21 protein-coding genes are annotated in these 26,670 nt (G+C 64.6%); 10 read left to right on the forward strand and 11 right to left on the reverse strand.

All coding sequences use genetic code 11. The annotated features are described in order from the left end of the window. Nucleotide 1 precedes the first annotated feature (1 nt). The 4 genes from QQL28_RS19975 to QQL28_RS19990 all read right to left on the reverse strand — a co-directional run bounded on the left by QQL28_RS19975 (nt 2) and on the right by QQL28_RS19990 (nt 3,334). Nucleotides 2–880 (reverse strand): branched-chain amino acid ABC transporter permease, encoded by an 879-nt coding sequence (locus tag QQL28_RS19975; protein ID WP_284267981.1) that lies wholly within the window; start codon nt 878–880, stop codon nt 2–4. Between the two features lie 13 nt (nt 881–893). Beyond that, nucleotides 894–1,607, reverse strand: a complete 714-nt coding sequence (locus QQL28_RS19980) for an ABC transporter ATP-binding protein (protein ID WP_284267982.1) — start codon at nt 1,605–1,607, stop codon at nt 894–896. Next, nucleotides 1,604–2,401: an ABC transporter ATP-binding protein gene (locus tag QQL28_RS19985; RefSeq protein ID WP_284267984.1), complete on the reverse strand. Its 798-nt coding sequence runs from the start codon at nt 2,399–2,401 to the stop codon at nt 1,604–1,606. The genes QQL28_RS19980 and QQL28_RS19985 overlap by 4 nt, the downstream gene beginning before the upstream one ends. 66 nt (nt 2,402–2,467) lie before the next feature. Then, a complete protein-coding gene (locus tag QQL28_RS19990) occupies nt 2,468–3,334 on the reverse strand; it encodes an IclR family transcriptional regulator (RefSeq protein ID WP_284268097.1) in 867 nt (288 codons plus the stop codon). A 131-nt stretch (nt 3,335–3,465) separates the two neighbouring features. On the opposite strand from QQL28_RS19990, the gene QQL28_RS19995 reads away from it, so the two are divergent. From QQL28_RS19995 to pimD, 5 genes are all read left to right on the forward strand, one after another. Then, on the forward strand, nt 3,466–5,562 hold the full coding sequence (locus QQL28_RS19995; protein ID WP_284267985.1) for a 3-hydroxyacyl-CoA dehydrogenase NAD-binding domain-containing protein: 2,097 nt from the start codon (nt 3,466–3,468) through the stop codon (nt 5,560–5,562). Nucleotides 5,563–5,755: 193 nt separating this feature from the next. Next, nucleotides 5,756–7,441, forward strand: coding sequence for a dicarboxylate--CoA ligase PimA (gene pimA, locus QQL28_RS20000; protein ID WP_284267986.1), 1,686 nt, complete (start codon nt 5,756–5,758; stop codon nt 7,439–7,441). Then, a complete protein-coding gene (locus QQL28_RS20005) occupies nt 7,438–8,625 on the forward strand; it encodes an acetyl-CoA C-acyltransferase (protein WP_284267987.1) in 1,188 nt (395 codons plus the stop codon). Before pimA ends, QQL28_RS20005 begins: the two co-directional genes overlap by 4 nt. 149 nt (nt 8,626–8,774) lie before the next feature. Beyond that, nucleotides 8,775–9,965: a pimeloyl-CoA dehydrogenase large subunit gene (pimC, locus tag QQL28_RS20010; RefSeq protein WP_284267988.1), complete on the forward strand. Its 1,191-nt coding sequence runs from the start codon at nt 8,775–8,777 to the stop codon at nt 9,963–9,965. A gap of 192 nt (nt 9,966–10,157) precedes the next feature. Further along, nucleotides 10,158–11,300: a pimeloyl-CoA dehydrogenase small subunit gene (gene pimD, locus QQL28_RS20015; protein WP_284267989.1), complete on the forward strand. Its 1,143-nt coding sequence runs from the start codon at nt 10,158–10,160 to the stop codon at nt 11,298–11,300. A 218-nt stretch (nt 11,301–11,518) separates the two neighbouring features. Here pimD and QQL28_RS20020 read toward each other — a convergent pair whose 3' ends face one another. Then, nucleotides 11,519–12,394: a hypothetical protein gene (locus QQL28_RS20020; RefSeq protein ID WP_284267991.1), complete on the reverse strand. Its 876-nt coding sequence runs from the start codon at nt 12,392–12,394 to the stop codon at nt 11,519–11,521. A 2-nt stretch (nt 12,395–12,396) separates the two neighbouring features. Continuing rightward, the gene (locus tag QQL28_RS20025) at nt 12,397–13,782 is read right to left on the reverse strand and encodes an MBOAT family O-acyltransferase (protein ID WP_284267994.1); all 1,386 of its coding nucleotides are present in this window, start codon (nt 13,780–13,782) and stop codon (nt 12,397–12,399) included. Between the two features lie 307 nt (nt 13,783–14,089). Here QQL28_RS20025 and glpK point away from each other — a divergent pair, with 307 nt between their 5' ends. Together glpK and QQL28_RS20035 are read left to right on the forward strand one after the other, a co-directional pair. After that, a complete protein-coding gene (glpK, locus tag QQL28_RS20030; RefSeq protein ID WP_284267995.1) occupies nt 14,090–15,595 on the forward strand; it encodes a glycerol kinase GlpK in 1,506 nt (501 codons plus the stop codon). Nucleotides 15,596–15,797: 202 nt separating this feature from the next. Beyond that, on the forward strand, nt 15,798–16,391 hold the full coding sequence (locus tag QQL28_RS20035; RefSeq protein WP_284268099.1) for a GNAT family N-acetyltransferase: 594 nt from the start codon (nt 15,798–15,800) through the stop codon (nt 16,389–16,391). An 89-nt stretch (nt 16,392–16,480) separates the two neighbouring features. Here the strand turns inward: QQL28_RS20035 and QQL28_RS20040 are convergent, their stop codons facing one another. Then, the gene (locus QQL28_RS20040) at nt 16,481–16,636 is read right to left on the reverse strand and encodes a hypothetical protein (protein ID WP_284267996.1); all 156 of its coding nucleotides are present in this window, start codon (nt 16,634–16,636) and stop codon (nt 16,481–16,483) included. A 255-nt stretch (nt 16,637–16,891) separates the two neighbouring features. Here QQL28_RS20040 and QQL28_RS20045 point away from each other — a divergent pair, with 255 nt between their 5' ends. Beyond that, nucleotides 16,892–17,521: a glutathione S-transferase family protein gene (locus QQL28_RS20045; protein WP_284267997.1), complete on the forward strand. Its 630-nt coding sequence runs from the start codon at nt 16,892–16,894 to the stop codon at nt 17,519–17,521. Nucleotides 17,522–17,870: 349 nt separating this feature from the next. Here QQL28_RS20045 and metH read toward each other — a convergent pair whose 3' ends face one another. Both metH and metF read right to left on the reverse strand, forming a co-directional pair. Beyond that, the gene (gene metH, locus QQL28_RS20050; protein ID WP_284267998.1) at nt 17,871–21,743 is read right to left on the reverse strand and encodes a methionine synthase; all 3,873 of its coding nucleotides are present in this window, start codon (nt 21,741–21,743) and stop codon (nt 17,871–17,873) included. A gap of 3 nt (nt 21,744–21,746) precedes the next feature. Next, nucleotides 21,747–22,682 carry a methylenetetrahydrofolate reductase [NAD(P)H] gene (metF, locus tag QQL28_RS20055; RefSeq protein WP_284267999.1) on the reverse strand — a complete coding sequence of 312 codons (936 nt, stop codon included), beginning with the start codon at nt 22,680–22,682 and terminating at the stop codon, nt 21,747–21,749. Between the two features lie 387 nt (nt 22,683–23,069). On the opposite strand from metF, the gene QQL28_RS20060 reads away from it, so the two are divergent. Beyond that, nucleotides 23,070–24,086, forward strand: a complete 1,017-nt coding sequence (locus QQL28_RS20060) for an LLM class flavin-dependent oxidoreductase (RefSeq protein ID WP_284268000.1) — start codon at nt 23,070–23,072, stop codon at nt 24,084–24,086. Between the two features lie 173 nt (nt 24,087–24,259). Here QQL28_RS20060 and QQL28_RS20065 read toward each other — a convergent pair whose 3' ends face one another. Beyond that, nucleotides 24,260–25,117, reverse strand: a complete 858-nt coding sequence (locus QQL28_RS20065) for a prephenate dehydratase (RefSeq protein WP_284268001.1) — start codon at nt 25,115–25,117, stop codon at nt 24,260–24,262. 21 nt (nt 25,118–25,138) lie between these two features. Continuing rightward, nucleotides 25,139–25,879 carry a 3-deoxy-manno-octulosonate cytidylyltransferase gene (locus QQL28_RS20070; RefSeq protein ID WP_284268003.1) on the reverse strand — a complete coding sequence of 247 codons (741 nt, stop codon included), beginning with the start codon at nt 25,877–25,879 and terminating at the stop codon, nt 25,139–25,141. A gap of 215 nt (nt 25,880–26,094) precedes the next feature. Between QQL28_RS20070 and QQL28_RS20075 the strand changes: the two genes are divergently transcribed. Continuing rightward, entirely contained in the window at nt 26,095–26,646 is a 552-nt protein-coding gene (locus QQL28_RS20075; RefSeq protein ID WP_284268005.1) for a c-type cytochrome, read from the forward strand. Nucleotides 26,647–26,670 lie beyond the last annotated feature (24 nt).

Consider the following 26,670-nt stretch of genomic DNA (forward strand, 5'->3'; position numbering starts at 1 on the left):
ATCAAACTCGCTTGACGATGTGCCGGCCGAACAGACCAGCGGGTTTGACGACCAGGACGGAGATGATCAGCGCGAGCGCGATCGGAAGTTTCAGCTCATTGCCGACGCCGGGGATGTAGGTGCCGGCGAGGTTCTCGAAGATGCCGACCAGGAAGCCGCCGACCACCGCGCCGAACGGGCTCGACAGGCCTCCGAGCACGGCCGCGGCAAAGCCGTAGATCAGGACGCCGCCCATCATGTTGGGCTCGAGGAACACGACTGGCGCGATCAGCATGCCGGCGATCGAGCCGATCGCCGCCGCCATGCCCCAGCCGAGTGCGATCATCCAGCTCGTGTTGATGCCGACCAGCCGCGCCGATTCAGGCAGCGAGGCCGCCGCCCGCATCGCAAGGCCGATCCGCGTGTACTGGAAGAAGAAAAACAGACCGATCAGCAGCAGCAGGGTGACGCCGATCATGCCGGCCTGGTGGGTCGAGATGAGCTGGCTGCCGAGGAACGGCGAGGAGCCGAACGGGGTGGGGTATTGCTTGATGGTGAAGTCCCAGATCAGTCCGGCGGAGGAGTTGATGATCGCAAACAGCGCGATGAAGCCGGCGACGTTGGTCAGGATCGGTGCCTTGGCGAGCGGCTTGAACAGGATGCGTTCGATCGCGATGCCGCCGACGAAGGAGAGCGCCAGCGTAATCACGAAGGCCCCCCAATAGGGCACGCCCCATTGCATCAATTGCCAGGAGATGAAGGTCGAGAACATCGCCATCTCGCCCTGCGCGAAGTTGAGATGGTCGATCGCCTGGTAGATCATGACCACCGCGAGCGCCATGCAGGCATAGATCGCGCCGGTGGCAATGCCGGCCAGGACCTGGTTGGTGAACAGCTCCATCGTCCCGGCTCCCTCAGTAACCCAGATAGGATTTGCGGATTTCTTCGTTGTTCGCGATGTCCTTGGCATTGCCCGACATCACGATGCGGCCGGTCTCGATCACATAGGCCTGGTCGGCGAGCTCGAGCGCGAGCTGCGCGTTCTGCTCGACCACCAGGATCGTGACCTTGTCCTCGCGGTTGATCTTGCCGAGGATCTTGAAGAGGTCGCGCACCACGAGGGGCGCAAGTCCGAAGGACGGCTCGTCCAGCAGCATCAGGCGGGGCCTCAGCATCAGCGCGCGGGCAACTGCGAGCATCTGCTGCTCGCCGCCCGACAGCGTGCCGGCCTGCTGGGTATGCCGCTGCTTCAGCACCGGGAAATGCGCATACATGCGCTCGATGTCGGAGACGATGCCGCCATTGTCCTTGCGGGTGATGGCCCCGAGCTGAAGATTTTCCTCCACCGTCATGTTGGTGAAGGTGCCGCGGCCCTGCGGCACATGCGCGATGCCGAAGCGCACGATGTTCTCGGTCGAGCGGGTGCCGAGCGGCTTGCCGTCGAACTCGATCGCGCCGGTGGATCGCACCATGTTGCAGATCGCGCGCAGGGTGGTGGTCTTGCCGGCGCCGTTGGCCCCGAGCAGCGTCGTCAGCGAGCCCTCGTTGAGCGAAAAGGACAGGCCGTGAAGGGCCTGCACCTGGCCGTAATAGGCGCGCAGGTCCTTGACGTTGAGCAGCATCGTCATTGGTCCTTGCTCCCGAGATAGGCCTTGATGACGTCGGGATCCGCCTGCACCTGGGCGGGCGTGCCTTCCGCGAGCTTCTTGCCGAAATTCAGCGCGACGACATGATCGGCGATCGACATCACGAGGCCCATGTGATGCTCGACCAGCAGCACGGTCATGTGACGGTCGTCGCGGATGCGGCGGATGAGGTCGCCGAGCACGTAGACCTCTTCATGGTTGAGGCCGCCGGCCGGCTCGTCGAGCAGCAGGATCTTTGGGTCCGCCGCCAGCGCGCGCGCCAGCTCGACGCGCTTCTGCGTGCCGAAAGGCAGGCCGGAGACGGTGTTGTGGGCGACGTCCTCAAGGTCGAGATAGGCGAGGATCTCGTGCACCTTCTTGTTGACGTCGGCCTCGCTGCGGCGAATCCACGCAAGGCGAAGTGAGTCGCTGATGATGTCGCTGGAGGTGCGCGCATGCGTACCGACGCGCACATTGTCCATCACCGAGAGGTTGGGGAACAGCGCCACGTTCTGGAAGGTGCGGCCGATGCCGATCTCGGCGATCCGGTGCGGCGGGCGCGTCAAAATGCTCGCGCCTTCCATCAGGATGTCGCCGGACGACGGCTGGTAGAGTCGGGAGAGGCAATTGAACAGCGTGGTCTTGCCGGCGCCGTTGGGGCCGATGAGCCCGAGGATCTGGCCCTTGTGCATGTCGAAGGACACGCCGTTGAGCGCGACGATGCCGCCGAACACGACGCTGACGTCGCGAACCGCGAGCAGAGGAGAATTCCCCTGCGCGAGCTGTGCCTGCGTCATCTCGTCTCGCCCATACCGTTGAGTGGGCCGGAGGGCGACGCGAAGCGCCCTCTGCAACGACAATGGCTATCTGATCCCCTCGGCCACACGTGCAACTTTTCCTCCTGATTTCAGCTTCTTGCCGGCTTCTTTTTTAAATTGCGGCGCCATTCCGCCGAGCGTCGCTTCGATGTTCCTTACCATCGCCAAGAGACGTGGTCCAATGTCGGTAATCAAACGCTCTTCCGTGAAGCGGAATGCGGGCGCGCCGCAATTGAAAGCGTAGGGACCGGTTCCGTCGTTCAACCTGAGTGCGACGCCCGCAGCGCCGATGTCGTCGTGCCAGTCGCCGACCGAAATCGCGAAACCGTATTTCGCGACGGTTTCGCCGGAACGCTCGAGCCCGTCGCGCAATTTCGGCCAGCGGCTGCCGTAATGTTCGCGCAGGTCGCGCAGGAGCGAACTGCGTTCCTCTTCCTCGAGCGCCCAGAAATAGGCGCGACCCATGGCGCTGGTTGCAATCGGCACGCGGGAGCCGACATCAAGTTGAACGCCGACTGTCTCGCTGCCCCGGCTCTGCCCGAAATAGATCATGCTCTGGCGGTCGCGACCGCCGACCGCAACCGCGCCCCCCGTGGCGCGCATCACTTCCTCGCGAAACGGCTCGGACAGATGTCGAATGCCGAGATTGGCCAGCGCCGTGTAGCCGAGCGCCATCGCGGCCGGGGTGAGCTGGTACTTTTCGAAGCGGGGAACCGGTGTAAGATAACCGAGCTTCGTCAACGTATAGGTCAGCCGCGAGACGGTTGGCTTGGGCAAATTCGTGCGGGCCGCAATCTCCTGATTGCCGAGAAGTCCGTCGTTGGGTTGGAATGCGCGCAATACATCGAGCCCGCGGGAAAGCGCGACGACGAAGTTCCGATCGGTCGCTGGTTTCTTTCCTGTACGCTTCATCCCTGATCTGCTTCTTGCGCGGAGTCGTTGACAAGCCACGTGCTTCAAAATAACCCTGCCGTCAAGATGCGGAATTAAATTCCGCACTGCGAAATGGAAACAAAAGTAAATCCCAAAGTGGAGGGTATGCCGTGAGCGAAGTGGTCAAGCTTGAGCGTCATGACGAGATCGGGGTCGTCACGGTCAATAGCCCTCCGGTGAACGCGCTCAGTGCGGCCGTCCGCGGCGGAATCCTGGAATGCGTCAAGCAGGCGGTCGCCGATCCCGCCATCAAGGGCATCGTGCTGACCTGTGCGGGCCGCACCTTCATTGCCGGCGCTGACATCACCGAGTTCGGCAAGCCGCCGAAGCCGCCGGGCCTCAATGAAGTGCTTTCCGAGATCGAGAACTCACCGAAGCCTGTGGTCGCCGCGATCCACGGCAACGCGCTCGGCGGCGGCCTCGAAGTGGCACTCGCCTGTCATTTCCGCGTGGCGGTGAAAGAGGCAAAGCTCGGCCTACCCGAAGTGAAGCTCGGCCTCTTGCCCGGTGCCGGTGGCACCCAGCGTCTGCCGCGCGCGGTGGGCCCGGAGCTCGCGGTCAAGATGATCGTCGGCGGTGATCCGATCGGCGCCGCGGAAGCACTTAAGAACGGCCTGATCGAGGAGATCGTCGAAGGTCCGACGCTCGGCGCCGAAGCCTTCGTCCGCAAGCTGCTCGCCGAGAAGCGTCCGCTGCGCCGCCTGCGCGATGACGACAGCAAGATTGCCGCCGCGAAGGCCGACCGCTCGATCTTCACCAACGCGGTCGCCGCCATGACCAAGAAGTCGCGCGGCCTGGAAGCGCCGTTCGCGGCGGCCGACGCCGTTGGCTACGCCATCGATCTGCCGTTCGAAGAGGGTCTGAAGAAGGAGCGCGAGACCTTCCTGAAGCTCCTCACCAGTGAGCAGTCCAAGGCGCAGCGCTACGCCTTCTTCGCAGAGCGCGAGGCCAACAAGATCGCGGGCGTGCCGGAGGGTACCAAGTCGCGCCCCGTCGAGCGCGTCGCCATTCTCGGCGCCGGCACCATGGGCGGCGGCATTGCGATGTCCTTTGCCAATGCCGGCATCCCCGTCACCCTGATCGAGACCGGCGAGGAGCAGCTCAAGCGCGGCATGGGCATCATGCAGAAGAACTGGGAAGCGACCGCGGCGCGTGGCGGCATCCCGGCGGATGCGCCCGCCAAGCGCATGGCGCTGATCAACGGCGTCGTCGGCATCGAGAATGTCGGCAATGCCGACCTCGTCATCGAGGCCGTGTTCGAGACCATGGCGGTGAAGAAAGAGGTGTTCGGCAAGCTCGACCAGTACGTCAAGCCGGGCGCCGTGCTCGCCTCCAACACCTCGTATCTCAACATCGACGAGATCGCGAAGTCGACCAAGCGTCCGCAGGACGTATTGGGCATGCACTTCTTCTCGCCGGCCAACGTCATGAAGCTGTGCGAGATCGTGCGCGCCGACAAGACCGCGCCGGATGCGCTGGTGACCGCCGTCACCATCGCGCGCAAGATCGCGAAGGTGCCGGCCGTGGTCGGTGTCTGCGACGGCTTTGTCGGTAACCGCATGCTGGCGCAACGCGGCAAGCAGGCGGAAAAGCTGCTGTTCGAAGGCGCGCTGCCGCAGCAGGTCGACGCCGTCGTGACCAAGTTCGGCATGCCGATGGGCCCGTTCGCGATGGGCGATCTCGCCGGCCTCGACATCGGCTGGCGCTCGCGGAAAGATCGCGGCATCAAGTCGGAGATCGCGGACGCGCTGTGTGAAGCCGGCCGCTTCGGCCAGAAGACCGGCAAGGGCTACTACAAGTATGAAGCCGGCTCCCGCGCGCCGCTGCCCGATCCGGAGGTCGAGAAGCTGATCGACGAGACGCTGCTGCGCCTCGGTCGCAAGAAGCGCGTCGTCAGCGACGAGGAGATCCTCGAGCGCATGATGTACCCGATGATCAACGAGGGCGCGAAGATCCTGGAAGAGGGGATTGCGGCGCGTCCGTCGGATATCGATGTGGTCTGGCTCTATGGCTATGGCTGGCCGATCTATCGCGGCGGCCCGATGTACTGGGCCGACACGGTCGGCCTCAAGCACATCGCCGACCGCCTGTCGGTCTACGCCAAGGAGACCAACGACCCGAGCCTCGAGCCCGCGCCGCTGCTGAAGAAGCTCGCAGCCGAAGGCAAGACCTTCGCCTCGCTCGCAGCCGAGTCGAAAGCGGCGTGATGGCCGCTGGCACGCTCTCTCCGTTCCCTCCCCCCTTGTGGGGGAGGGGCAGGGAGGGGGGTAGCCCCAGACGACGCCGGCGTTCGTGGCACCTCCTTCCCCAACCCTTCCCCACAAGGGGGAAGGGAGCCCGTCTGCTCGTGCTCACCTTACGCCAATCTGTTGCGACCGCTTTGCAGAGTATCGACCGTCTATGACCCATCCCGGCGAACAGTTTTATCCCGAAGGCGTGCGTTGGGACGACGCCATCGTCCAGGGCACGCTGCCTGATCTGCTGTCGAAGGCCGCCGCCGACTTCGGCGCGCGCGCCGCGATCGAATTCCGCGATCGTCCGATCAGCTACGGCGAGCTGGAAGCGATGGCGGAATCCGCCGCCGCTGCCTTCCTGCGCGCCGGCTGTGGCAAGGGCTCTTCCGTCGCGCTGTTCCTCGGCAACACGCCGGACCATCCCGTCAATTTTTTCGGCGCGCTGAAGGCAGGTAGCCGCGTTGCGCATCTGTCGCCGCTCGACGGCGAGATCGCGCTGTCCCACAAGGTCAGCGATTCCGGCGCGCGGGTGCTCGTCACCTCGAACCTCGCGGCGCTGCTGCCGACCGCGCTGAAGTTTTTGGAAAAAGGTCTGATCGACAGGCTGATCGTCTGCGAGGACGATCATTGGGGCAAGGTCGGCACGCCGCAGGCCGCGATCCCCGCCGATCCCAGGATCGTCACCTTCAAGGCCTTCATCGACGGCGCGGTCAAACCGGCGCAGTGGCCTGTCGTCACGGCCGACGACGTCGCGCTGCTGCAATATACCGGCGGCACCACCGGCCTGCCGAAAGGCGCGATGCTCACGCATGGCAACCTCACCTCGGCGGTGTCGATCTACGACGTCTGGGGCAAGCCGGCCCGCGCCGCGCGCGGCAACATCGTCGAGCGCGTGATTTGCGTATTGCCGCTGTTCCACATCTACGCGCTCACCGTCGTTCTCTTGTCCTCGCTCCGCCGCGGCAATCTGATCTCGCTGCACCAGCGCTTCGACGTCGAGGCGGTGATGCGCGACATCGAGGTCAAGCGCGCGACCTACTTCCCGGGCGTGCCGACGATGTGGATCGCGATCGCGGCGCTGCCCGATCTCGACAAGCGCGACTTCTCCTCGCTCGTCACGATTGGCTCCGGCGGAGCGCCATTGCCGGTCGAGATCGCAAATTTCTTCGAGCGCAAGGTCGGCAAGAAGCTCAGGAGCGGCTGGGGCATGACCGAGACCTGTTCACCAGGCACCGGCCATCCGCCCGTCGGTCCGGACAAGCCGGGCTCGATCGGGTTGATGCTGCCCGGCATCGAGCTCGACGTGGTGTCGCTCGACGATCCCACGAAGGTGCTGCCGCCGGGCGAAGTCGGCGAGATCCGCATCAAGGGACCGAACGTCACCAAGGGCTACTGGAACAAGCCGAAAGAGAGCGCGGAGTCCTTTGCCGACGGCCGCTTCCTCACCGGCGACATCGGCTATCGCGACGCGGACGGCTATTTCTTCCTGGTCGACCGCAAGAAGGACATGATCATCTCCGGCGGCTTCAACGTCTATCCGCAGATGATCGAGCAGGCGATCTATACCCATCCCGGTGTGCACGAGGTCATCGTCATCGGCATTTCCGACCAGTATCGCGGCGAGGCGGCCAAGGCTTTCATTAAGCTCAAGGCGGATGCAAAGCCGTTCTCGATCGACGATCTGCGCAGCTTCCTTGCCGGCAAGGTCGGCAAGCATGAATTGCCGGCGGCGGTCGAGTTCGTCGACGAGCTGCCGCGCACGCCGGTCGGCAAGCTGTCGCGCCACGAATTGCGCCAGCAGCAGAAACCATCTCAATCCAGTCAACAAAGCGCTACAGGAGTCCGCTCGTGACCGACGCCGTCATCGTTTCCACCGCCCGCACGCCGATCGGCAAGGCCTATCGCGGCGCGCTCAACAACACCGAGGGCGCGACGCTGCTCGGCCACGCCATCGGCGAGGCCGTCGCGCGTGCGAAGGTCGATCCGAAGGAGATCGAGGACGTCGTAATGGGCGCGGCCCTCCAGCAGGGCTCGACCGGTGGCAATATCGCGCGCAAGGCGCTGCTGCGGGCCGGCCTGCCCGTCACCGTCGCCGGCACCACGATCGACCGGCAATGCGCCTCGGGTCTGCAGGCGATCGCGCTTGCCGCGCGCTCGGTGATCTTTGACGGCGTCGAGATCGCGGTCGGCGGCGGCGGCGAGTCGATTTCGCTGGTACAGAACGACAAGATGAACGCCTTCCACGCCCAGGATCCGGCGCTGCTCAAGATCAAGGGTGAGGTCTACATGCCCATGATCGACACGGCTGAGGTCGTGGCGAAGCGCTATGGCATCTCGCGCGAACGCCAGGACGAATATTCGCTGGAGAGCCAGCGCCGTACAGCGGCCGCGCAGCAGGGCGGCAAGTTCAGGGATGAGCTCGCGCCGATCACGACCAAGATGGCCGTGACCGACAAGGCGACCGGCGAAGTCTCCTTCAAGGACGTGACGCTGTCGCAGGATGAGGGGCCGCGTCCCGAGACCACCGCCGAAGGCCTCGCGGGCCTCAAGCCCGTGCGCGGCGAAGGCTTTACCATCACCGCCGGCAACGCCAGCCAGCTCTCCGACGGCGCCAGCGCGTCGGTGATCATGAGCGACAAGGAGGCGGCCAAGCGCGGCTTGACGCCGCTCGGCATCTTCCGCGGCTTCGTCTCCGCCGGCTGCGAGCCCGACGAGATGGGCATCGGCCCGGTCTTCGCCGTGCCGCGCCTGCTCAAGCGCCATGGGCTCAAGGTCGACGACATCGGCCTCTGGGAATTGAACGAGGCCTTTGCCGTGCAGGTGCTCTACTGCCGCGACAAGCTCGGCATCGACCCCGACAAGATCAACGTCGATGGCGGCGCGATCTCGGTCGGCCATCCCTACGGCATGTCGGGTGCGCGCCTCACCGGCCACGCCTTGATCGAAGGCCGCCGCCGCAAGGCCAAATACGCTGTTGTCACCATGTGCGTCGGCGGCGGCATGGGCGCGGCGGGACTTTTTGAGGTGCTGCAGTAACAACTGTCGTCCTGGCGAAAGCCAGGACCCATACTCCGCAGCGGAGTTTGGCGGACAGACAATAGTGGCCTTCGCGAACCAACGCAGGCCGGTGGTTATGGGTCCCGGCCTTCGCCGGGACGACAGGAAGAAGCTCACAGGAGGATCCGATGGATCTCGCATTCACGAAAGAAGAGCAGGCGTTTCGCGAGGAAGTGCGGCAGTTCTTCCGCGACAACGTGCCGCCGGACACGCGGCGCAAGCTGGTCGAGGGCCGCCACCTCTCCAAGGACGAGATGGTGACGTGGTGGCGCATCCTCAACAAGAAGGGCTGGGGCGTCAGCCACTGGCCCAAGCAGTATGGCGGCACCGGCTGGACCAGCGTGCAGCACTACATCTTCAACGAGGAGCTCCAGTCCTATCCGGCGCCGCAGCCGCTCGCCTTCGGCGTCAGCATGGTCGGCCCGGTCATCTACACCTTCGGCAATGAGGAGCAGAAGAAGCAGTACCTGCCGCGTATCGCCAATGTCGACGACTGGTGGTGCCAGGGCTTTTCCGAGCCCGGCTCCGGCTCCGACCTCGCTTCGCTCAAGACAAAAGCCGAGCGCAAGGGCGACAAGTGGATCATCAACGGCCAGAAGACCTGGACCACGCTGGCGCAGCACGCCGACATGATCTTCTGTCTTTGCCGCACCGATCCGTCCGCCAAGAAGCAGATGGGCATCTCCTTCATCGTGTTCAGCATGAAGTCGAAGGGCGTCACGGTGCGCCCGATCCAGACCATCGACGGCGGCGTCGAGGTCAACGAAGTGTTCTTCGACGACGTCGAGGTGCCCATCGAGAACCTGATCGGCGAAGAGAACAAGGGCTGGGACTACGCGAAATTCCTGCTCGGCAACGAGCGCACTGGGATTGCGCGCGTCGGCGTCTCAAAGGAGCGCATCCGCCGCATCAAGGATCTGGCGTCCAAGGTCGAGTCCGGTGGCAAGCCGATCATCCAGGATGCCGCCTTCCGCGAGAAGCTGGCGGCCTGCGAGATCGAGCTGAAGGCGCTGGAGCTCACCCAGCTCCGCGTCGTCGCCGACGAGGGCAAGCACGGCAAGGGCAAGCCCAATCCGGCGTCCTCGGTGCTCAAGATCAAGGGCTCCGAGATCCAGCAGACCACCACCGAGCTGCTCATGGAGGTCATCGGCCCGTTCGCCGCGCCCTACGACGTGCACGGCGACGACGGCTCGAACGAAGCCATGGACTGGACCGCCCAGATCGCGCCGAGCTACTTCAACAACCGCAAGGTCTCGATCTACGGCGGCTCCAACGAGATCCAGCGCAACATCATCGCCAAGGCGGTTCTGGGGTTGTGAGGGACGTGACAACGGTGTCGTCCCCCGCCTTGTGCGCAATTGCGCACTGGGGCGGGGGACCCAGTACGCCGCGGCGGTCGTGGTTACGGCAGGCGGTTGCGGTTACTGGATCCCCGCCTTCGCGGGGATGACGTCTGAGAACAAGGCGACGGCAGGCCAACAAAGAACCTGTGTCGATTTTTGGAGAGACAGATGGATTTTGATTTGACCGAGGAGCAGCGGCTTCTCAAGGACAGTGTCGACGGCCTCTTGACCGACTCCTACGATTTCGAGAGTCGCAAGAAGTACATGAACGAGAAGGGCGGCTGGAGCAAAGCCGTCTGGGGCAAGCTCGCCGAGCAGGGCTTGCTTGGCCTGCCCTTCGCGGAAGCCGATGGCGGCTTCGGCGGTGGCGGCGTCGAGACCATGATCGTGATGGAAGCGCTCGGCAAGGCGCTCGTGCTCGAGCCTTATCTTGCGACCGTCGTGATCGGAGGCGGCTTCCTGCGCCATGGCGGCTCGGATGCGCAGAAGGCCGCGCACCTGCCGGGCATCATCGACGGCAGCCGGACGCTTGCGTTTGCGCAGCTCGAGAAGAACTCGCGCTACGACCTGTTCGACGTTGCCACGTCGGCGAAGAAGAAGGGCTCCGGCTGGGTCATCGACGGTGAAAAATTCGTCGTGCTGAACGGCGAGAACGCCGACACGCTTGTCGTCACCGCGCGCACGAAGGGCGACCGCCGCGACAAGACCGGCATCGGCGCCTTCCTGGTTCCCGCGGGCGCCAAGGGCGTCACCAAGAAGTCGTACCCGACGCAGGACGGCCTGCACGCTGCCGACATCACCCTGACCGGTGTCGAGGTCGGCGCCGATGCGGCGATCGGCAATCCCGAGGATTCGCTTGCGCTGATCGAGCGTGTCGTCGATGAGGCCCGCGTCGCGCTCTGCGCGGAGGCGGTCGGCCTGATGGACGAGTCGCTCAAGACCACCGTCGAGTACATCAAGACGCGCAAGCAGTTCGGCGTCGCGATCGGCACGTTCCAGAGCCTCCAGCACCGCGCCTCCGACATGTTCGTCGCCGCCGAGCAGGCTCGCTCGATGTCGATGTTCGCGACCATGGCGAGTGATTTCGAGGATGCACACGAGCGCTCCAACGCGATCGCGGCCGCCAAGGTGCAGATCGGCAAGTCGCTCAAATTCGTCGGCCAGCAGTCGATCCAGCTCCACGGCGGCATCGGCATGACCATGGAGGCGAAGATCGGCCACTACTTCAAGCGCCTCACCATGATCGAGAACACGTTCGGCGACACCGAGTATCACCAGCGCCGCGTAGCGGACGCGGGCGGGTTGATTTAGGCTGTCGCCCCATCGTCATTGCGAGCCAACGGGTCCGCGCGAAGCGCGGCCCGATGACAGGCTCCGCGAAGCAATCCAGGATCTATCCGCGGAGACAGTCTGGATTGCTTCGTCGCTTCGCTCCTCGCAATGACGGCGTGGAAGCAGGGAGCCCAGCGACAATGAAGAACGCCCCGTTCGATCCCACCGGCAAGGTCGCCGTCAAGGCGGCGGTGTAGCTAACGTCCGGCCAGCGCCTTTTCGATCGCGCGGGCGACGATCAGGGCGGAGCGCTCGTCGAGGTGGACGCCGTCGGCCCAGCGCAGCTCCGGGAGCGGCTCATCGAATGTGAGCCATGCGGTATGGTCCGGGAAGGCCTCCTGCGCGATGGTCCTGGTCGCGGTGACGGAGCTGGTCTTTTCGATCTCGGGCGAGAACGGAACGGCGATCAGATAAGCGCGCCCGCCGCGCCGCTCGATCTCGCCGATGAGCTGTTTGATGAGGGTGGTATTCGCCCGTGCCTGGGCAGACGGCTCCTCCGCATTCATCTCCCCGACGGCGCGCTCGAGATAGATGTGGTTGTCGAAGGCGGAGGGCGGCTGGCGCAGCAGATCCTCGCGCTCGGCGCGCGCCTTCGCGGCATCCGGCGGCGTGTGACTCCAGGTCTCGAGGGCCGCGATCGCCGTTCGCACCGGACGGAGAAACACGGCGCCCGTTCGTTCGCCGCCGGAGAACCGTTCGACCAGGGGCTCGTCGACGGCGCGCGAGAGAACGTTGGTCTCGATCAGGACGATCTTCGGCAGGCGCGGTTGCTTCGCGATGATCGCAAGGCCGGTCACCGGGGAGCCGCCGGCCAGCGCCAGATTGCGCAGGTGAGGGCGTGAGAAATATTCCTCCTTGAGACGCCAGGTGACCGAGCTGCCAACCAGCACGACGTCAGGCACGGGCTCGCTCACATAGCGATTGAGGGTGATGAGGCTGCCGTCGCGGGTCGTGACCGCCGGCTGCTGGAGCGCCGCGCCGATCCATGCCGTCGCAAGGCCGCAGGCCAGCAGCAGCGCCGCCGCGGTAGCGGCGCATCTGATCAGCCATGGAAGGGGCGAGGTCTGCTGCATGGTCAGAACTGGAAATAGATGAAGGCGGCATCGGGGCCGGCTTCGAGATAGGCGAGAGCTGCGAGCGCGCCATACAGATACGGCTCCCATCGCCGCAACCTGCCGTCGACGAGCGCGCCGACGCCGAAATGCTGGATAATCACGGGAAGGCTGTAGAGCAGGGCCAGGTTGTAGAACAGCTTTGTCGGATTGGGATTGGTCGTCGGCGTGAACATGCCCTTGAGATAGCCGAGCGCGTGATCGAAGTTCGGCAGCTTGAAGAAGATCCAGAGCATCGTCACGCACAGGAACACGACGCCCATGCGGAGCAGCCGAACAAGTGGTCCGGCATCGGCCAGCACTTTCAGGAACGGCCTTTCAATAACGAGAAGCAGCCCGTGCAGCATGCCCCACAGCGCATAGCCCAGGCTCGCGCCGTGCCAGAGCCCGCCGAGCGTCATCACGATCATCAGGTTGAGACAGGTTCGCACCGGGCCCTTTCGGTTGCCGCCCAGCGGGATGTAGAGATAGGTCTTCAGCCAGGTGGACAACGAAATATGCCAGCGTGTCCAGAACTCGGAGAACGAGGCCGAGATGTAAGGCAGGTCGAAATTGACAGGCAGGCGGTATCCGAACAACAGGCCGAGGCCGAGCGCGATCGCCGAATAGCCGAAGAAGTCGGCGTAGATCTGGTAGCTGTACAAAAACACCAGCAGCCAGCGGTCCTGTGTGCGCACCGTCTCATAGAGCGGAAAGTCCATGTAAGACGTCATCTCGTTGAGATTGTTCGCCACATAGAGCTTGAAGAAATAGCCGGCGAGGATCCATTTGGCCGCCTCCACGAAAGCGACGTCGGCAATCAGCTTGGGCGCGATCTGCGGCATGAACTGGCCCGCGCGCGTGATCGGGCCGGAGACGAGCTGCGGAAAGAAGATGATGTAGAGGAAGACGTCGCGCAGCGGCGGCGGGCGCTTCTCGCGCGTCAGGTCGACCAGCAGGCTGATGTTGTGGAACACGAAGAACGAGATGCCGATCGGCAGCGGCAGGCGCAGCAGGAAATCCACCGGCGCTAGCCCGATCGGATGAGCCGAGGCGGCGTCGACGAACAGGAACTTGTACTTGAAGAAGGCGAGCAGCCCGAGATTGAAGACGATCCCCGCCGGCATCCACACCGCCCGTTTGTCGAACGCCAGCACCAGGAAGACCCAGGTGCCGAGCACCGCGACGAGCAGCAGCGGCAACAGCTCCGGCTGGCCGAAGCCGTAGAAGAACACGCTCGCCAGCACGAGGAGCTGGACCTGGACATGGCGCAAGGCCGGCAAATAGTAGGCGCCGAACACGACCGCGACGAAAACGCCGAACTGAAGAGAAGTGAAGGTCATGCCGTCCCGTTTTGCCTGGTCCGGCATGTATCACCTTCGCTGGCGCCGTCCTAGTCTTGCAAGGCAGCGGCGGTGTAATCACTGTGGTGTCCCGGACGCGGCGCGGCACGTCAAAAGCGCGTTCACGCGCGTCTTCGACGCGTTATGGACGCGACGCAGAGCCGGGACCCATGCCTCCGCGACCAATGTTGGGCCCGGGCTCAGCAGCGCACCGTTTCACGCTGCGCTGCGTCCGGGGCACGAGGACCAGCTTGACCTTCCCGCCTCAATCCGCTCCCTTAGCCGCGACACAATAACCCTCCCCGGGATACCGGAATCGCCAAGGTCAACATCCATGTCTTTCGTCCTCGCCATCGATCAGGGCACCACCTCCTCGCGCGCCATCGTGTTTCGCAGCGATATTTCCATCGCGGCGACCGCGCAGCAGGAGTTTCCGCAGCATTTCCCGGCCTCGGGCTGGGTCGAGCATGAGCCGGAGGACATCTGGACCTCGACCGTGATGGTCTGCCGCGACGCGGTCCAGCGCGCCGGCGTCACGGCCAAGGACATTGCCGCGATCGGCATCACCAACCAGCGCGAGACCACCGTGGTGTGGGACCGCGCCACCGGCCAGGCCGTGCACCGCGCCATCGTCTGGCAGGACCGCCGCACCGCCGATGTCTGCTCGAGGCTGAAGGCCGAAGGCCATGAGCCAAGAATCTCGCAAAAGACCGGCCTGATCATCGACCCCTATTTCTCCGGCACCAAGGTCGCCTGGATCCTCGACAACGTCCCCGGCGCCCGTGCGCGGGCCGCGCGGGGCGAACTCATGTTCGGCACGGTTGATTGCTACCTGCTATGGCGGCTGACCGGCGGCAAGGTGCACGCCACCGATGCCACCAACGCCTCGCGCACGCTGCTGTTCAACATCCACACCGGGGAGTGGGACGACGAGCTGCTCGAGCTGATCGGCGTGCCGCGTTCGATGCTCCCCGAGGTGAAGGATTCCTCCGCCCGCTTCGGCGAGACGACGGCCGACCTGCTCGGCGGCGCTATACCGATCTGCGGCATCGCCGGCGACCAGCAGGCCGCGACCATCGGCCAGGCCTGCTTCCGTCCGGGCATGATGAAGTCGACTTACGGCACCGGCTGCTTTGCGCTGCTCAACACCGGCACCACGCCGGTAGCCTCGAAGAACAAGCTGCTGACCACCATCGCCTATCAGCTCGGGGGAAAACGCACCTACGCGCTCGAAGGCTCGATCTTCGTCGCCGGAAGCGCGGTGCAGTGGCTGCGCGACGGTATCAGGCTCATCAAGCACGCCGCCGAAACCGGCCCGCTCGCGGACCAGTCCGATTCCATGCAGAGCGTCTATCTCGTGCCGGCCTTCGTCGGCATGGGCGCGCCGTACTGGAATCCGCGCGTGCGCGGCGCGCTGTTCGGCCTCACCCGCAACACCGGCCCGGCCGAGTTCGCGCATGCTGCGCTGGAAAGCGTCTGCTACCAGACCTTCGATCTCTGGGCCGCGATGCGCGCGGACTGGCCGAGCTCGGAGACGGCGAGCGTCGTGCTGCGCGTCGACGGCGGCATGACTGCCTCCGACTGGACCATGCAGCGCCTCGCCGATCTCTTGGACGCACCGGTCGACCGCCCCGTGATCCAGGAGACCACGGCGCTCGGCGCTGCCTATCTCGCCGGCCTCAACGCGGGCGTCTATCCCGAGCCGACAAAATTCGCCGACAACTGGCGCCTCGAGCACCGCTTCAAGCCCAACATGAGCCAGGCGACGCGCGAGCGGAAACTCGCGGGGTGGGCGAGGGCCGTGAAGGGCGTGCTCGCGAGCGACGAGGGAGAGGGGTAGCAAGCCTCTCTCACCGAGTCGTCCCGGCCTAGTGCGCAATTGCGCACTAAAGCATGATCCGGAAAAGTGTGAAGCGGTTTTCCGAAAAGATCATGCGCAAACAATAACCTAAAGCGCGATGACGATTCATCCTAATCTCATCGCGCTTTAGGCCGGGACGACGTGGAATAGTGGCTCGCGCTCGGCTCCATAGGAAACCGCCATAATCCTGCCCGACGGCCATTCCGAAATCCCCGCCGGCAAGATCGCCGCCATCGTCACTCATCTCGAAATGACCGTGCGTCCACCGCGCCGTGACGATCCTCCCGGCGACTGGCGCCTGCGCAAGGTCGATCATCCTACGCTCGACTGGTATCGCGACCTTTATCGCCGCGTCGGCGAGGAGTGGTTATGGTCTTCGCGGGCGCGCATGAACGACGAAGGTCTCGCCGCGGTCATCCACGCACCGGGAATCGAGGTTTACGCCCTGGTCCTGAACGGCCGCGATGAAGGCCTGCTCGAATTGGATTTCCGCGAGGCCGGTCAGTGCGAGCTGGTTTATTTTGGCGTCAGCGCAAGCCTCATCGGAAGCGGCGCCGCTCGCTTCCTGATGAACTGCGCGTTGGATCTTGCGTGGTCACGCGACCTCGGGCGCGTCTGGGTGCACACCTGCACCTTCGATCACCCGTCCGCAGTTGCGTTCTACCAGCGCTCCGGCTTCCGCCCGTTCCGCCGCCAGATCGAGATCGCCGACGACCCGCGCCTCGACGGCACGGTGCCACGGACAGCGGCGAAGCATGTGCCGATCATCGAGTGATAATCGGCGATCCGTGGCCCGGATGAGCGCAGCGATATCCGGGATCATTCTGAGCAAGACTTTCCCGCATGTCGCTACGCTCAAGCGGGCTACGGCGCTGCGACGCGCTCAAAACACCTCCTGCTTCCCAGCGAAAACCCGTGCTGCATGGCGTTGAAGCAGGTCAACCCCGTCTGCTCCGACCGGCACGTGAATCCCGCGCGCTGCCAGATTTCGCCATGGGTCACCGGCAGCGTCGCGTCCATCACCGTGTCGCCGGCACAGATGTGCCCCGCGCTGCCCTTTGCGTCATCTCGAAGGCATGGCCCCAGTCGAGCTCGCAATCGGCGGGGCGGTGCGGGCGCGTCTCCATCTCCATGAGGTCGCAGCGGAGCACGGCTTGTCCGTTGTCGCTTGTTGCAGCCGGTGCAATGCTCCCTTTCCAAGATTTTTCTTGTCAGGCGCGCGTATTGGCGATGAACTGGCCGGCCCTGCCGGATCTACGAGAAAGAGCGCAAACCATGTTTTTGATCGGCCAGTATGATTCTCCCTTCGTCCGTCGTGTCGCGATTGCGCTGAAGCTTTATGGCATCGCCTTCGAGCGCAGGCCGTGGTCGACCTTCGGCGATGCCGACAAGATCGCCCCGTATAATCCCTTGCGCCGCGTGCCGACGCTGGTGCTGGACGACGGCGAGGGATTGATCGAGAGCACGATCATCCTCGACTATCTCGACGATCTCGTCGGACCCGAGAAAGCGATGCTGCCGCGCGCGGGCGCGGAGCGGCGGCGGCACTTGCGCATCTGCGCGCTGGCGAGTGGCCTCGGCGACAAGGCAGTCAGCCTGCTCTATGAGCGCGTGCTGCGGAAAGAACAGCTCGCGCTGTGGGTCGAACGCTGCCAGGCACAGATCGCCGACGTGTTGAAGGTGCTGGAAGCCGAGCGCGCCAAGGTGACGACGCCGTACTGGCTCGGGACGCGCATCGGCCACGCCGACGTCGTAGTCGCCTGCGTCGTCCGCTTTACCCGCGAAGCGCATCCGCAGCTCTTCGATGCCGCGCGCTACCCGGCCCTCACGGCACATGCGGACCGCTGCGAGGCACTGGCGCCGTTCAAGGAGATCGTCCAGCCCTTGGCGCCGCCGAAGGGATAGGCCTTCCTTCTTCCCGGAGGAGGCGAGTTGGTCTGCCGCGGCTTCGCCCCTTGCTCAGTCATTGCGAGCGCAGCGAAGCAATCCATACTGTCTCCGCGGAAAGATACTGGATTGCTTCGCTGCGCTCGCAATGACGAGCTTGTGGGAAGCGCGTCCCACACACTCGGTGTCATCGCCCGCGAAAGCGGCGATCCAGTTCGGCAGGCCGATCGCATGTCCCGCGATGATGGTATATTACCCCTGATTTGCCCGACGGGTCAAACTAATTTCGCTAAATCCGCAATTCGTCATCCGGCAGCCGATCGCCTTTGCATGGGGTTGTTTTTCAGATTTTGGTGGGGCGCCGAGTTCAGCCCGCCCCCACGCGCTTTTTCTGCCAGGCCAGATGCACGGCGCAGGTGCAGCCGGGGGGATGCGAGACGAGGTCGCTGGACGCGACGTCGTTCGCCGGTGTGGCCGCGAACGTCGCGTCTCCCTTCGCAGGCGCTGCCGCCGAAGCCTGCTGCGCCGGGATGTAGTTGAGGATCGGCGCCAGCCAGCGCTCGACCTCGGCCACCGTCATGCTCTTGCGCGCGGCATAGTCCTCGACCTGGTCGCGCTCGATCTTGCCGACGCCGAAATAGAAGCTTTCGGGATGGCTGAAATAAAGCCCCGACACGGACGAGCCCGGCCACATCGCAAAGCTCTCGGTCAGCTTCACGCCGGCGGTGTTCTCCGCATCGAGCAGGGCGAACAGCGTCTTCTTCTCGGTGTGATCGGGCTGCGCGGGATAGCCGGGCGCGGGGCGGATGCCCTGATATCTTTCGAGGATCAGATCCTCGTTGGAGAGCTGCTCGTCCGGCGCATAGGCCCAGAACTCGCGGCGGACGCGGGCGTGCATCCGCTCGGCGAAGGCTTCGGCCAGGCGATCGGCCAGCGCCTTGCACAGGATCGAGGAGTAATCGTCGTTGGCCTTCTTGAAGCGGTCGGCGACCGCATCCTCGCCAATGCCGGCGGTGACCACGAAGCCGCCGATGTAGTCCGGCACGCCGGCAGGCGCGATGAAGTCGGACAGCGCCGCGTTGAAGCGGCCCTCGCGCTTCTCCAGCTGCTGGCGCAGCGTGTACAGCGTCGCAACTTTCTTGGTTCGATTCTCGTCGGCGTAGAGCACGATATCGTCGCCTTCCGCGTTCGCCGGCCAGAAGCCGATGGTGGCGCGGGCCCGGAACCATTTTTCCTTGACGATGAGGTCGAGCATCTTGCGCGCGTCGTCATAGAGCGAGCGTGCGACCTCGCCGACCTTGGGATCACTGAGGATCGCAGGGAAACGTCCCGCGAGCTCCCAGGTCTGGAAGAACGGCGTCCAGTCGATGCAGTCGACGAGCTCGGCGAGATCGTAGTCGTCGAACGTCTTGGTACCCAGGAAGGCCGGCTTCACCGGCCTTGTCGCGGCGAAATCGACCGGCACGCGGTTGGCGCGGGCGTCAGCCAACTTCAAGCGCTTCTTGTCGGCCTGCGCACGCAGATGCGCGTCGGAGATCCTTGCGTATTCGGCACGCACGTCCGCGGCATAAGCCTCGCGCTTCTCGGGCGACAGCAGGGACGAGGCGACGCCGACGGCGCGGCTCGCATCGTTGACGTGAACCACCGGGCCAGCCCTGTAGTTCGGGTCGATCTTGACGGCGGTGTGCACGCGGCTGGTGGTGGCGCCGCCGATCAGCAGCGGCAGTTTCAAGCCTTCGCGCTGCAATTCGCCGGCGAAGAATGCCATCTCGTCGAGCGAGGGCGTGATCAGGCCGGACAGGCCGACGATGTCGGCCTTCTCCGCCTTCACGGTCTCGACGATTTTTGCGGCCGGCACCATCACGCCGAGGTCGATGACCTCGAAATTGTTGCACTGGAGCACGATGCCGACGATGTTCTTGCCGATGTCGTGGACGTCGCCCTTGACGGTCGCAAGCACGATCTTGCCGGCGGACGAATTGGCGTCGCCGCCGATGCCGTTCGCGAGATTGCGCGCCTTCTCCTCCTCCATGAACGGCATCAGCCAGGCGACCGCCTGCTTCATGACGCGCGCGGATTTGACGACCTGCGGCAAGAACATCTTGCCGTCGCCGAAGAGATCGCCGACCACGTTCATGCCGGCCATCAGCGGGCCTTCGATCACGTCGAGCGGGCGCGAGGACACCTTGCGGGCCTCTTCCGTGTCAGTTTCGATGAACTCGGTGATGCCATGCACCAGCGCGTGGCTGAGGCGTTTCTCGACCGGCCATTCGCGCCAGGCGAGATCGGCTTCCTTGGTCTGCGTCTTGCTGCCGCGGAATTTTTCGGCGAGCGCAAGCAGCCGCTCGGAGGCACCGGCGTCGCGGTTCAGCACGACGTCCTCGCACACCTGGCGCAATTCGGGGTCGATGTCGTCATAGACGATCATCTGCCCGGCATTCACGATGCCCATGTCCATGCCGGCCTTGATGGCATGATACAGGAACACCGAGTGCATGGCCTCGCGCACCGGCTCGTTGCCGCGGAACGAGAAGGACAGGTTGGAGACGCCGCCTGAGACATGCGCGCCGGGCAGGTTTTTGCGGATCCAGCGCGTCGCCTCGATGAAGTCGACGCCGTAATTGTTGTGCTCCTCGATACCCGTCGCGATCGCGAAGATGTTGGGATCGAAGATGATGTCTTCCGGCGGGAGCCCGACGCGATTCACCAGGATGTCGTAGGCGCGCTTGCAGATCTCGGTCTTGCGCGCGAACGTATCGGCCTGGCCGACTTCGTCGAATGCCATCACCACGACCGCCGCGCCATGACGCCGCGCGATCCTGGCCTCAAGGATGAATTTCTCCTCGCCTTCCTTCATCGAGATCGAGTTGACGACCGGCTTGCCCTGCACGCATTTCAGGCCGGCCTCGACCACCGAGAATTTTGAGGAATCGACCATCACGGGCACGCGGGCGATGTCGGGCTCGGCGGCGACGAGGTTGAGGAAGGTCCGCATCGCGGCTTCCGAGTCCAAGAGACCTTCGTCCATGTTGACGTCGATGATCTGCGCGCCGTTCTCGACCTGGTCGCGCGCGACCTGGAGCGCGGCCGTGTAGTCGCCGGCCGTGATCAATTTGCGGAAGCGGGCCGAGCCCGTGACGTTGGTGCGCTCGCCGACATTGACGAAGGGGATCGCATCCGTCAGCACGAACGGCTCGAGGCCGGAGAGCCTCAAGCGAGGCTCGATCGCGGGCACGACGCGCGGCTTGTGCGGGGCCACGGCCGCGGCAATCGCCGCGATGTGCTCCGGCGTGGTGCCGCAGCAGCCGCCGACGATGTTGACCAGACCATCGCGCGCGAACTCGCCGACCAGGCGCGCCATATATTCCGGCGTCTCGTCATACTGGCCGAATTCGTTGGGCAGGCCGGCATTGGGATAGGCACAAACAAGAGTGTCGGCGACGCGGCCAATGTCGGCGATATGTGCGCGCAGATCTTCCGCGCCGAGCGCGCAGTTGAAGCCGATGGTGACGGGCTTTGCGTGCCGTACCGAATTCCAGAACGCTTCCGGCATCTGGCCCGACAGCAGGCGGCCGGATTTGTCGGTGATGGTGCCTGATACCATCACCGGCACGTCAATGCCGCGTTCTTCCGTGATCTCGGCGATCGCATAGAGCGCGGCCTTGGCGTTCAGCGTGTCGAAGATGGTCTCGACCAGCAGCAGGTCGACGCCGCCGTCGAGCAGGCCGCGGATCTGCTCGCCGTAGGACTCGCGCAGATCGTCGAAGGTCACGGCACGGTAGCCGGGATTCGCAACATCAGGCGAGATCGAGGCGGTGCGGTTGGTGGGGCCGATCGCGCCGGCGACAAAGCGCGGCTTGCCGTCCTCGGCCGCGACACGCTTGGCGGCGTTGCCGGCGAGGCGGGCGCCTTCGCGCGCCATCTCGTAGACCACCTCGGCAAGATCGTAATCGGCCTGCGCGATCGAGGTCGTCGAGAAGGTGTTGGTCGCGACGATGTCGGCGCCGGCACGCAAATACGCGGCGTGGATGTCCTCGATCGCCTGTGGCTGGGTCAGGATCAACAGGTCGTTGTTGCCCCTGAGGTCGCGGTGGAAATTCTTGAAGCGCTCGCCGCGGAAGGCGGCCTCGTCGAACTGGAGGCCCTGGATCATCGTGCCCATGGCGCCGTCGAGCACCAGGATGCGGTCGCGCGCGGCGGCGAGCAGGGCAGTGCGCTTGGGGGATACGGTCACGGTCATAGCTTACGCCGCCTTCTGCGCGCTCTTGGCGCGAATGCCGAGCAGATGGCTGATCGCGAACACGAGATCGGCGCGGTTCATGGTGTAGAAATGGAAGGTGTCGACGCCGTGCTTGGCGAGCTTGTGCACCTGACCGGCGGCAACGGTCGCCGCGACGAGCTTGCGCGTCTCCGGATCGTCGTCGAGCCCATCGAACTTCTCCGCGAGCCAGTTCGGCACGCTCGTGCCGGCGCGGGTGACGAAATTGCGGGCCTGCTTGAAATTGTGCATGGGCATGATGCCCGGCACGACCGGAATCTCGATGCCGCGGGCGCGGACGCGATCGAGGTAGCGGAAGTAGAGGTCGTTGTCGAAGAAGACCTGGGTGATCGCGCGCGTCGCGCCTGCATCGACCTTGGCCTTCAGCGTGTCGATGTCGGCGTCGAAGTCGCGGGCTTCGGGGTGCTTCTCCGGATAGGCGGATACCGACACTTCGATATCGGCGTGCCGCTTCTTGATGCCGGCGACGAGCTCGGCGGACGTCTGGTAGCCGTCGGGATGGGTGGCGTAGGGCGTGCCGATGCCGCCGGGCGGGTCGCCGCGCAGGCCGACGATGTGGCGGACGCCGACCTCGTGGTAGCGGTCGACGATCTCGTCGATCTCGCCGCGCGATGCGCCGACGCAGGTGAGATGCGCGGCCGGCAGCAGCGAGGTCTCCTTCAGGATGCGCGCGATGGTGGCGTGGGTGCGCTCACGGGTCGAGCCGCCCGCGCCATAGGTTACCGAGACGAATTTCGGCTCCAGCGGGGCGAGGCGATTGATGGTCTCCCACAGGTTCTTCTCCATCTCCTCGGTCTTGGGCGGAAAGAACTCGAAGGAGATCGCCGGACGCTTGGCGAGGTGCCCGTCTTGCCCATTGTCTTGCCCGTGATATGGGGCAGGCATCGTCGGCTCGGTCATGGCGCCACTCACTCCAGGTCTCTTCGCAACTGCGGCAGGTTTAGCTTGGGAAGCGCTAAGATAGGCCAAACGCGGCGTTCTCGACAGCCCATTGCCGATGGGAAATGGCCCACTATCGTCGACAATATTGGCCATTTTTCGATATCTGTGATTTTGGTGGGAAGTAGGTAAAACGATAAAATATACGTATTATCAATTAATTATGTGATCTTTGGGTTCCGATCGTCTTGAGCATATCGGGTGGGCAGTATGAAGACCGAGTGATTGGCGTTCGCAGAATCCCACCACTATCCAATCAACTCCGGGGCCGTCTCGCCCCCAGCACACGTCAGCTCTGCTCCATCGGGCCATTGCCGCCTCGACGCGGCGCACTACCTTGAACCGGCCATGATCCCGCTCTCCGTCCTCGATCTCTCCGTCGTCACGTCAGGCACAAAGCCCGCGGCGGCGCTGCGCAACAGCATCGACCTTGCGCGCCATGTCGATCAACTCGGCTATGTCCGTTACTGGCTTGCCGAGCACCACAACCTCGCTTCCGTCGCGAGCCCGGCGCCCGATGTCATGATCGGGCAGATCGCGGCGGTGACGAAGCACATCCGCGTCGGCTCCGGCGGCGTGATGCTGCCCAACCACGCACCTCTGGTGGTCGCCGAGCGCTTCAAGATGCTGGAGGCGCTGTTTCCCGGCCGCATCGATCTCGGCCTCGGCCGCGCGCCCGGCACCGACGGTGCCACAGCGTACGCGCTCAGGAGCCGGCTCGACCGCCGCGAGGGCGACGATTTCCTGGAGCGGCTGCACGAACTGATCCTGTGGGAGACGCGCGAATTCCCCTCAGGCCACCCCTATAACAACGTCGTGGCGATGCCCGACGACACGCCGCTGCCGCCGATCTGGCTGCTTGGCTCCAGCGACTATTCGTCGGAATTGGCAGCCCAGGTCGGCATGGGCTTCGCGTTCGCGCATCATTTTGCGAGCCATGATGCGATCGACGCGATGGTGCATTACCGCAACCGTTTCCAGCCGTCCGCCTGGCGCGCGACGCCGCACGCAATTCTCGCGGTGGCCGTTGTCACCGCGGATACCGACGAGGAGGCGGAAAAGCTCGCCTCGTCCTTCGACCTCAATCGCCTGCGCCGCGACCGTGGCCAATATCTGCCGCTGCCGAGCGCGGAAGAGGCGCTCGCCTATCCCTACACGGACGCCGAGCGCGCCTCGATCGCCCGCAACCGTTCGCGCCTGTTCGTCGGTAGCCCAGCGACCGTGCAGCAAAAGCTCAAGCCGCTGATGGACGCGAGCAAGCCGGACGAGCTGATGGTGATCACCGCGGTCTACGACCACGAGGCGCGGAAGAAGTCGTATTCACTGCTGGCGGATGCGTTCGGGCTGGTGAAGCAGGCCGCTTAGATCGTCGTCCCGGACAAGCGCAGCGAAGCGGAGCGCAGATCCGGGACCCACGCGCGAGCGCTTGCGCTCGTCGCGATAGCCACAGGAAGCTGTTTGGCGAAGACTGATAACCATCATCTCGCGTCACAACCTCTCCGTGGGCTTATGGGCCCCGGCCTTCGCCGGGGCGACGGCTAGTCCAGTTTCTCGCTGAACGTCGCGCGGAAGGGATGGCCGGGATAGACGCCGACGATGCGGAATTCCCGCGAGAAGAATTTCAGCTCCTCGAGCGCGAAGGCGAGCCCCTTGTCGTCGGGATGGCCGTCGACATCGGCGTAAAACTGCGTCGCGAAGAAATTGCCGTCGACCATGTAGCTTTCGAGCTTGGTCATGTTGACGCCGTTGGTGGCAAAGCCGCCCAGGGCCTTGTAGAGCGCGGCGGGTAGGTTGCGCACCCGGAATACAAAAGAGGTGACCAGCGGGCCCGAGCCCTGCGCGGCCCACTTCGCCTCGCGGGCCAGCACCACGAAACGCGTGGTGTTGTGGGCCTCGTCCTCGATGTCCTCGGCGAGAATGTCGAGGCCGTAGATCTTTGCGGCCAGCCGCGAGGCGATCGCGGCAACGCTCTTGTCCTTGCGCTCGGAAATGTCGCGCGCGCTGCCGGCGGTGTCGGCCGCCACGATCGGCTTGACGCCGAGCTTGCGGATCACGCGCCGGCACTGGCCGAGCGCATGCACGTGGCTCTCGACACTCTTGATGTCTTCGAGCTTGGTGCCCTTCACCGCCATCAATTGATGGCGGACCGGCAGAAACCACTCGCCGATGATGAAGAGGCCGGAGGCCGGCAGCAAATGATGGATGTCGGCGACGCGTCCCGCGACCGAATTCTCGATCGGGATCATGCCGAGATCGGCCTCGCCCGAGGAGATCACCGACAGCGCGTCCTCGAAGGTCGCGCACGGCATGGGCTCGGCGTCGGGATAGGCCTCGTCGATGGCGATGTGGGAATTGGCGCCAGGCTCGCCCTGGAATGCGATTTTCATCTTGCTCATGTCGGGCCTTGTAACAGCGGCTCAGGATTTGGAAAGGATGCTGCGCGCGGTCTCTAGGTCCGCCGCGGTGTCGACGCCGCGGGGCACGGTATCGACAATGGTAAAGTCGATGCGCATGCCGGCCTCCAGCGCCCGGAGCTGCTCCAGCTTCTCCTGCAATTCCAGCGGCGAGGGCGGCAGCGACACGAACCGCTCCAGCGCCGCGCGGCGGTAGGCGTAGAGGCCGATATGGTGGTAACGCGGTCCGTCCCCGGTAGGGGCGGTCGCGCGGGTAAAATACAGCGCGCGCATGCGCCGGCCGCCGAGCGAGGTTCCCACCGCCTTCACCACGCTGGGGGCGAGGTTCTCCTCCTCGGTATGGATTTGCGAGGCCAGCGTGGCGATGTCGACGGCGGGGTCGGCCAGCGGAGGCAGCACGTCGCGGATGTTCTTGATCGAGATCGTCGGGAAATCGCCCTGGAGATTGACCACGATCTCCGCCTTGCCCTCGGGATCGAGCTTCTGCATGGCCTCATGGATGCGGTCGGAGCCCGACGGATGCTCGGGGCGGGTCATCACGGCGACGCCGCCATGCGCGGTGACGACGTCTGCGATCTCCGGCGTGTCGGTCGCGACCGCAACCCGCCCGATGGCCGCCTCTTCGGCCCGCCGCAACACGTGCACGATCATCGGCAGCCCGGCGATGTCCTTCAGCGGCTTGCCGGGTAGGCGGGTGGCCGCCATGCGGGCCGGGATCAGCACTAAAATACGGGGATCGGTCATCCTGTTCGAAGGCCTGGACGGCGCGGATTCCGCGCCAAGAAATGGGTGGGGACGGGGTGAAAGCCGGGCCGTTTATACGGGTTGCCAGACCCCGGGCAAACCGATATCTCAATGTCAAAACTCGGGGGGATGATAGGAACGTTCGATTCTCCCGAGGCTCGTCCTGGCGGCCGCTCGGGTCGCTTTCCTTCATGCGGCGTGGGGCCTGATCCGACATGGACTCCTTCGAACTCAATAAAATCCTCGGTGCCATCCTCGGTACCTGCCTCGTCGTCCTGGTGACGAGCTTCACTGCCCAGGCGCTGTTTGCTGCGAAACCGCCGGAGAAGCCCGGTTTCGAGATCGCCGTGAAGGAAGCTGCCGGCCATGGCGCCGAAGGTGGCGCTGCCGCGGCGCCATCCGAGCCGATCGAGAAGCTGCTCCAGACCGCCTCCGTCGAGAAGGGCGCCTCCGCCGCCAAGAAGTGCGGCGCCTGCCACACCTTCGAGAAGGGCGGCCCGAATCGCGTCGGTCCGAACCTCTACGGCGTCGTCGGCCGCGCCCGTGCGTCCGAGGCCGGCTTCAACTATTCCGCCGCCATGAAGGCCAAGGGCGGCGAGTGGAGCATCGACGATCTCAACAAGTTCATCACCAACCCGAAGGGCTTCGTCTCGGGCACCGCGATGGGTTTTGCCGGCATCCCGAAGGATAGCGAGCGCGCCGACGTCATCGCCTATCTGAACAGCCTGGCCGACAGCCCGAAGCCGCTGCCGACCGCGGCGAAGTAAGATCGTCAAATAGATCGCGCTGAC

The sequence above is a fragment of the Bradyrhizobium iriomotense genome, assembly GCF_030160715.1.
GTDB classification, from domain to species: Bacteria; Pseudomonadota; Alphaproteobacteria; order Rhizobiales; family Xanthobacteraceae; genus Bradyrhizobium; species Bradyrhizobium iriomotense.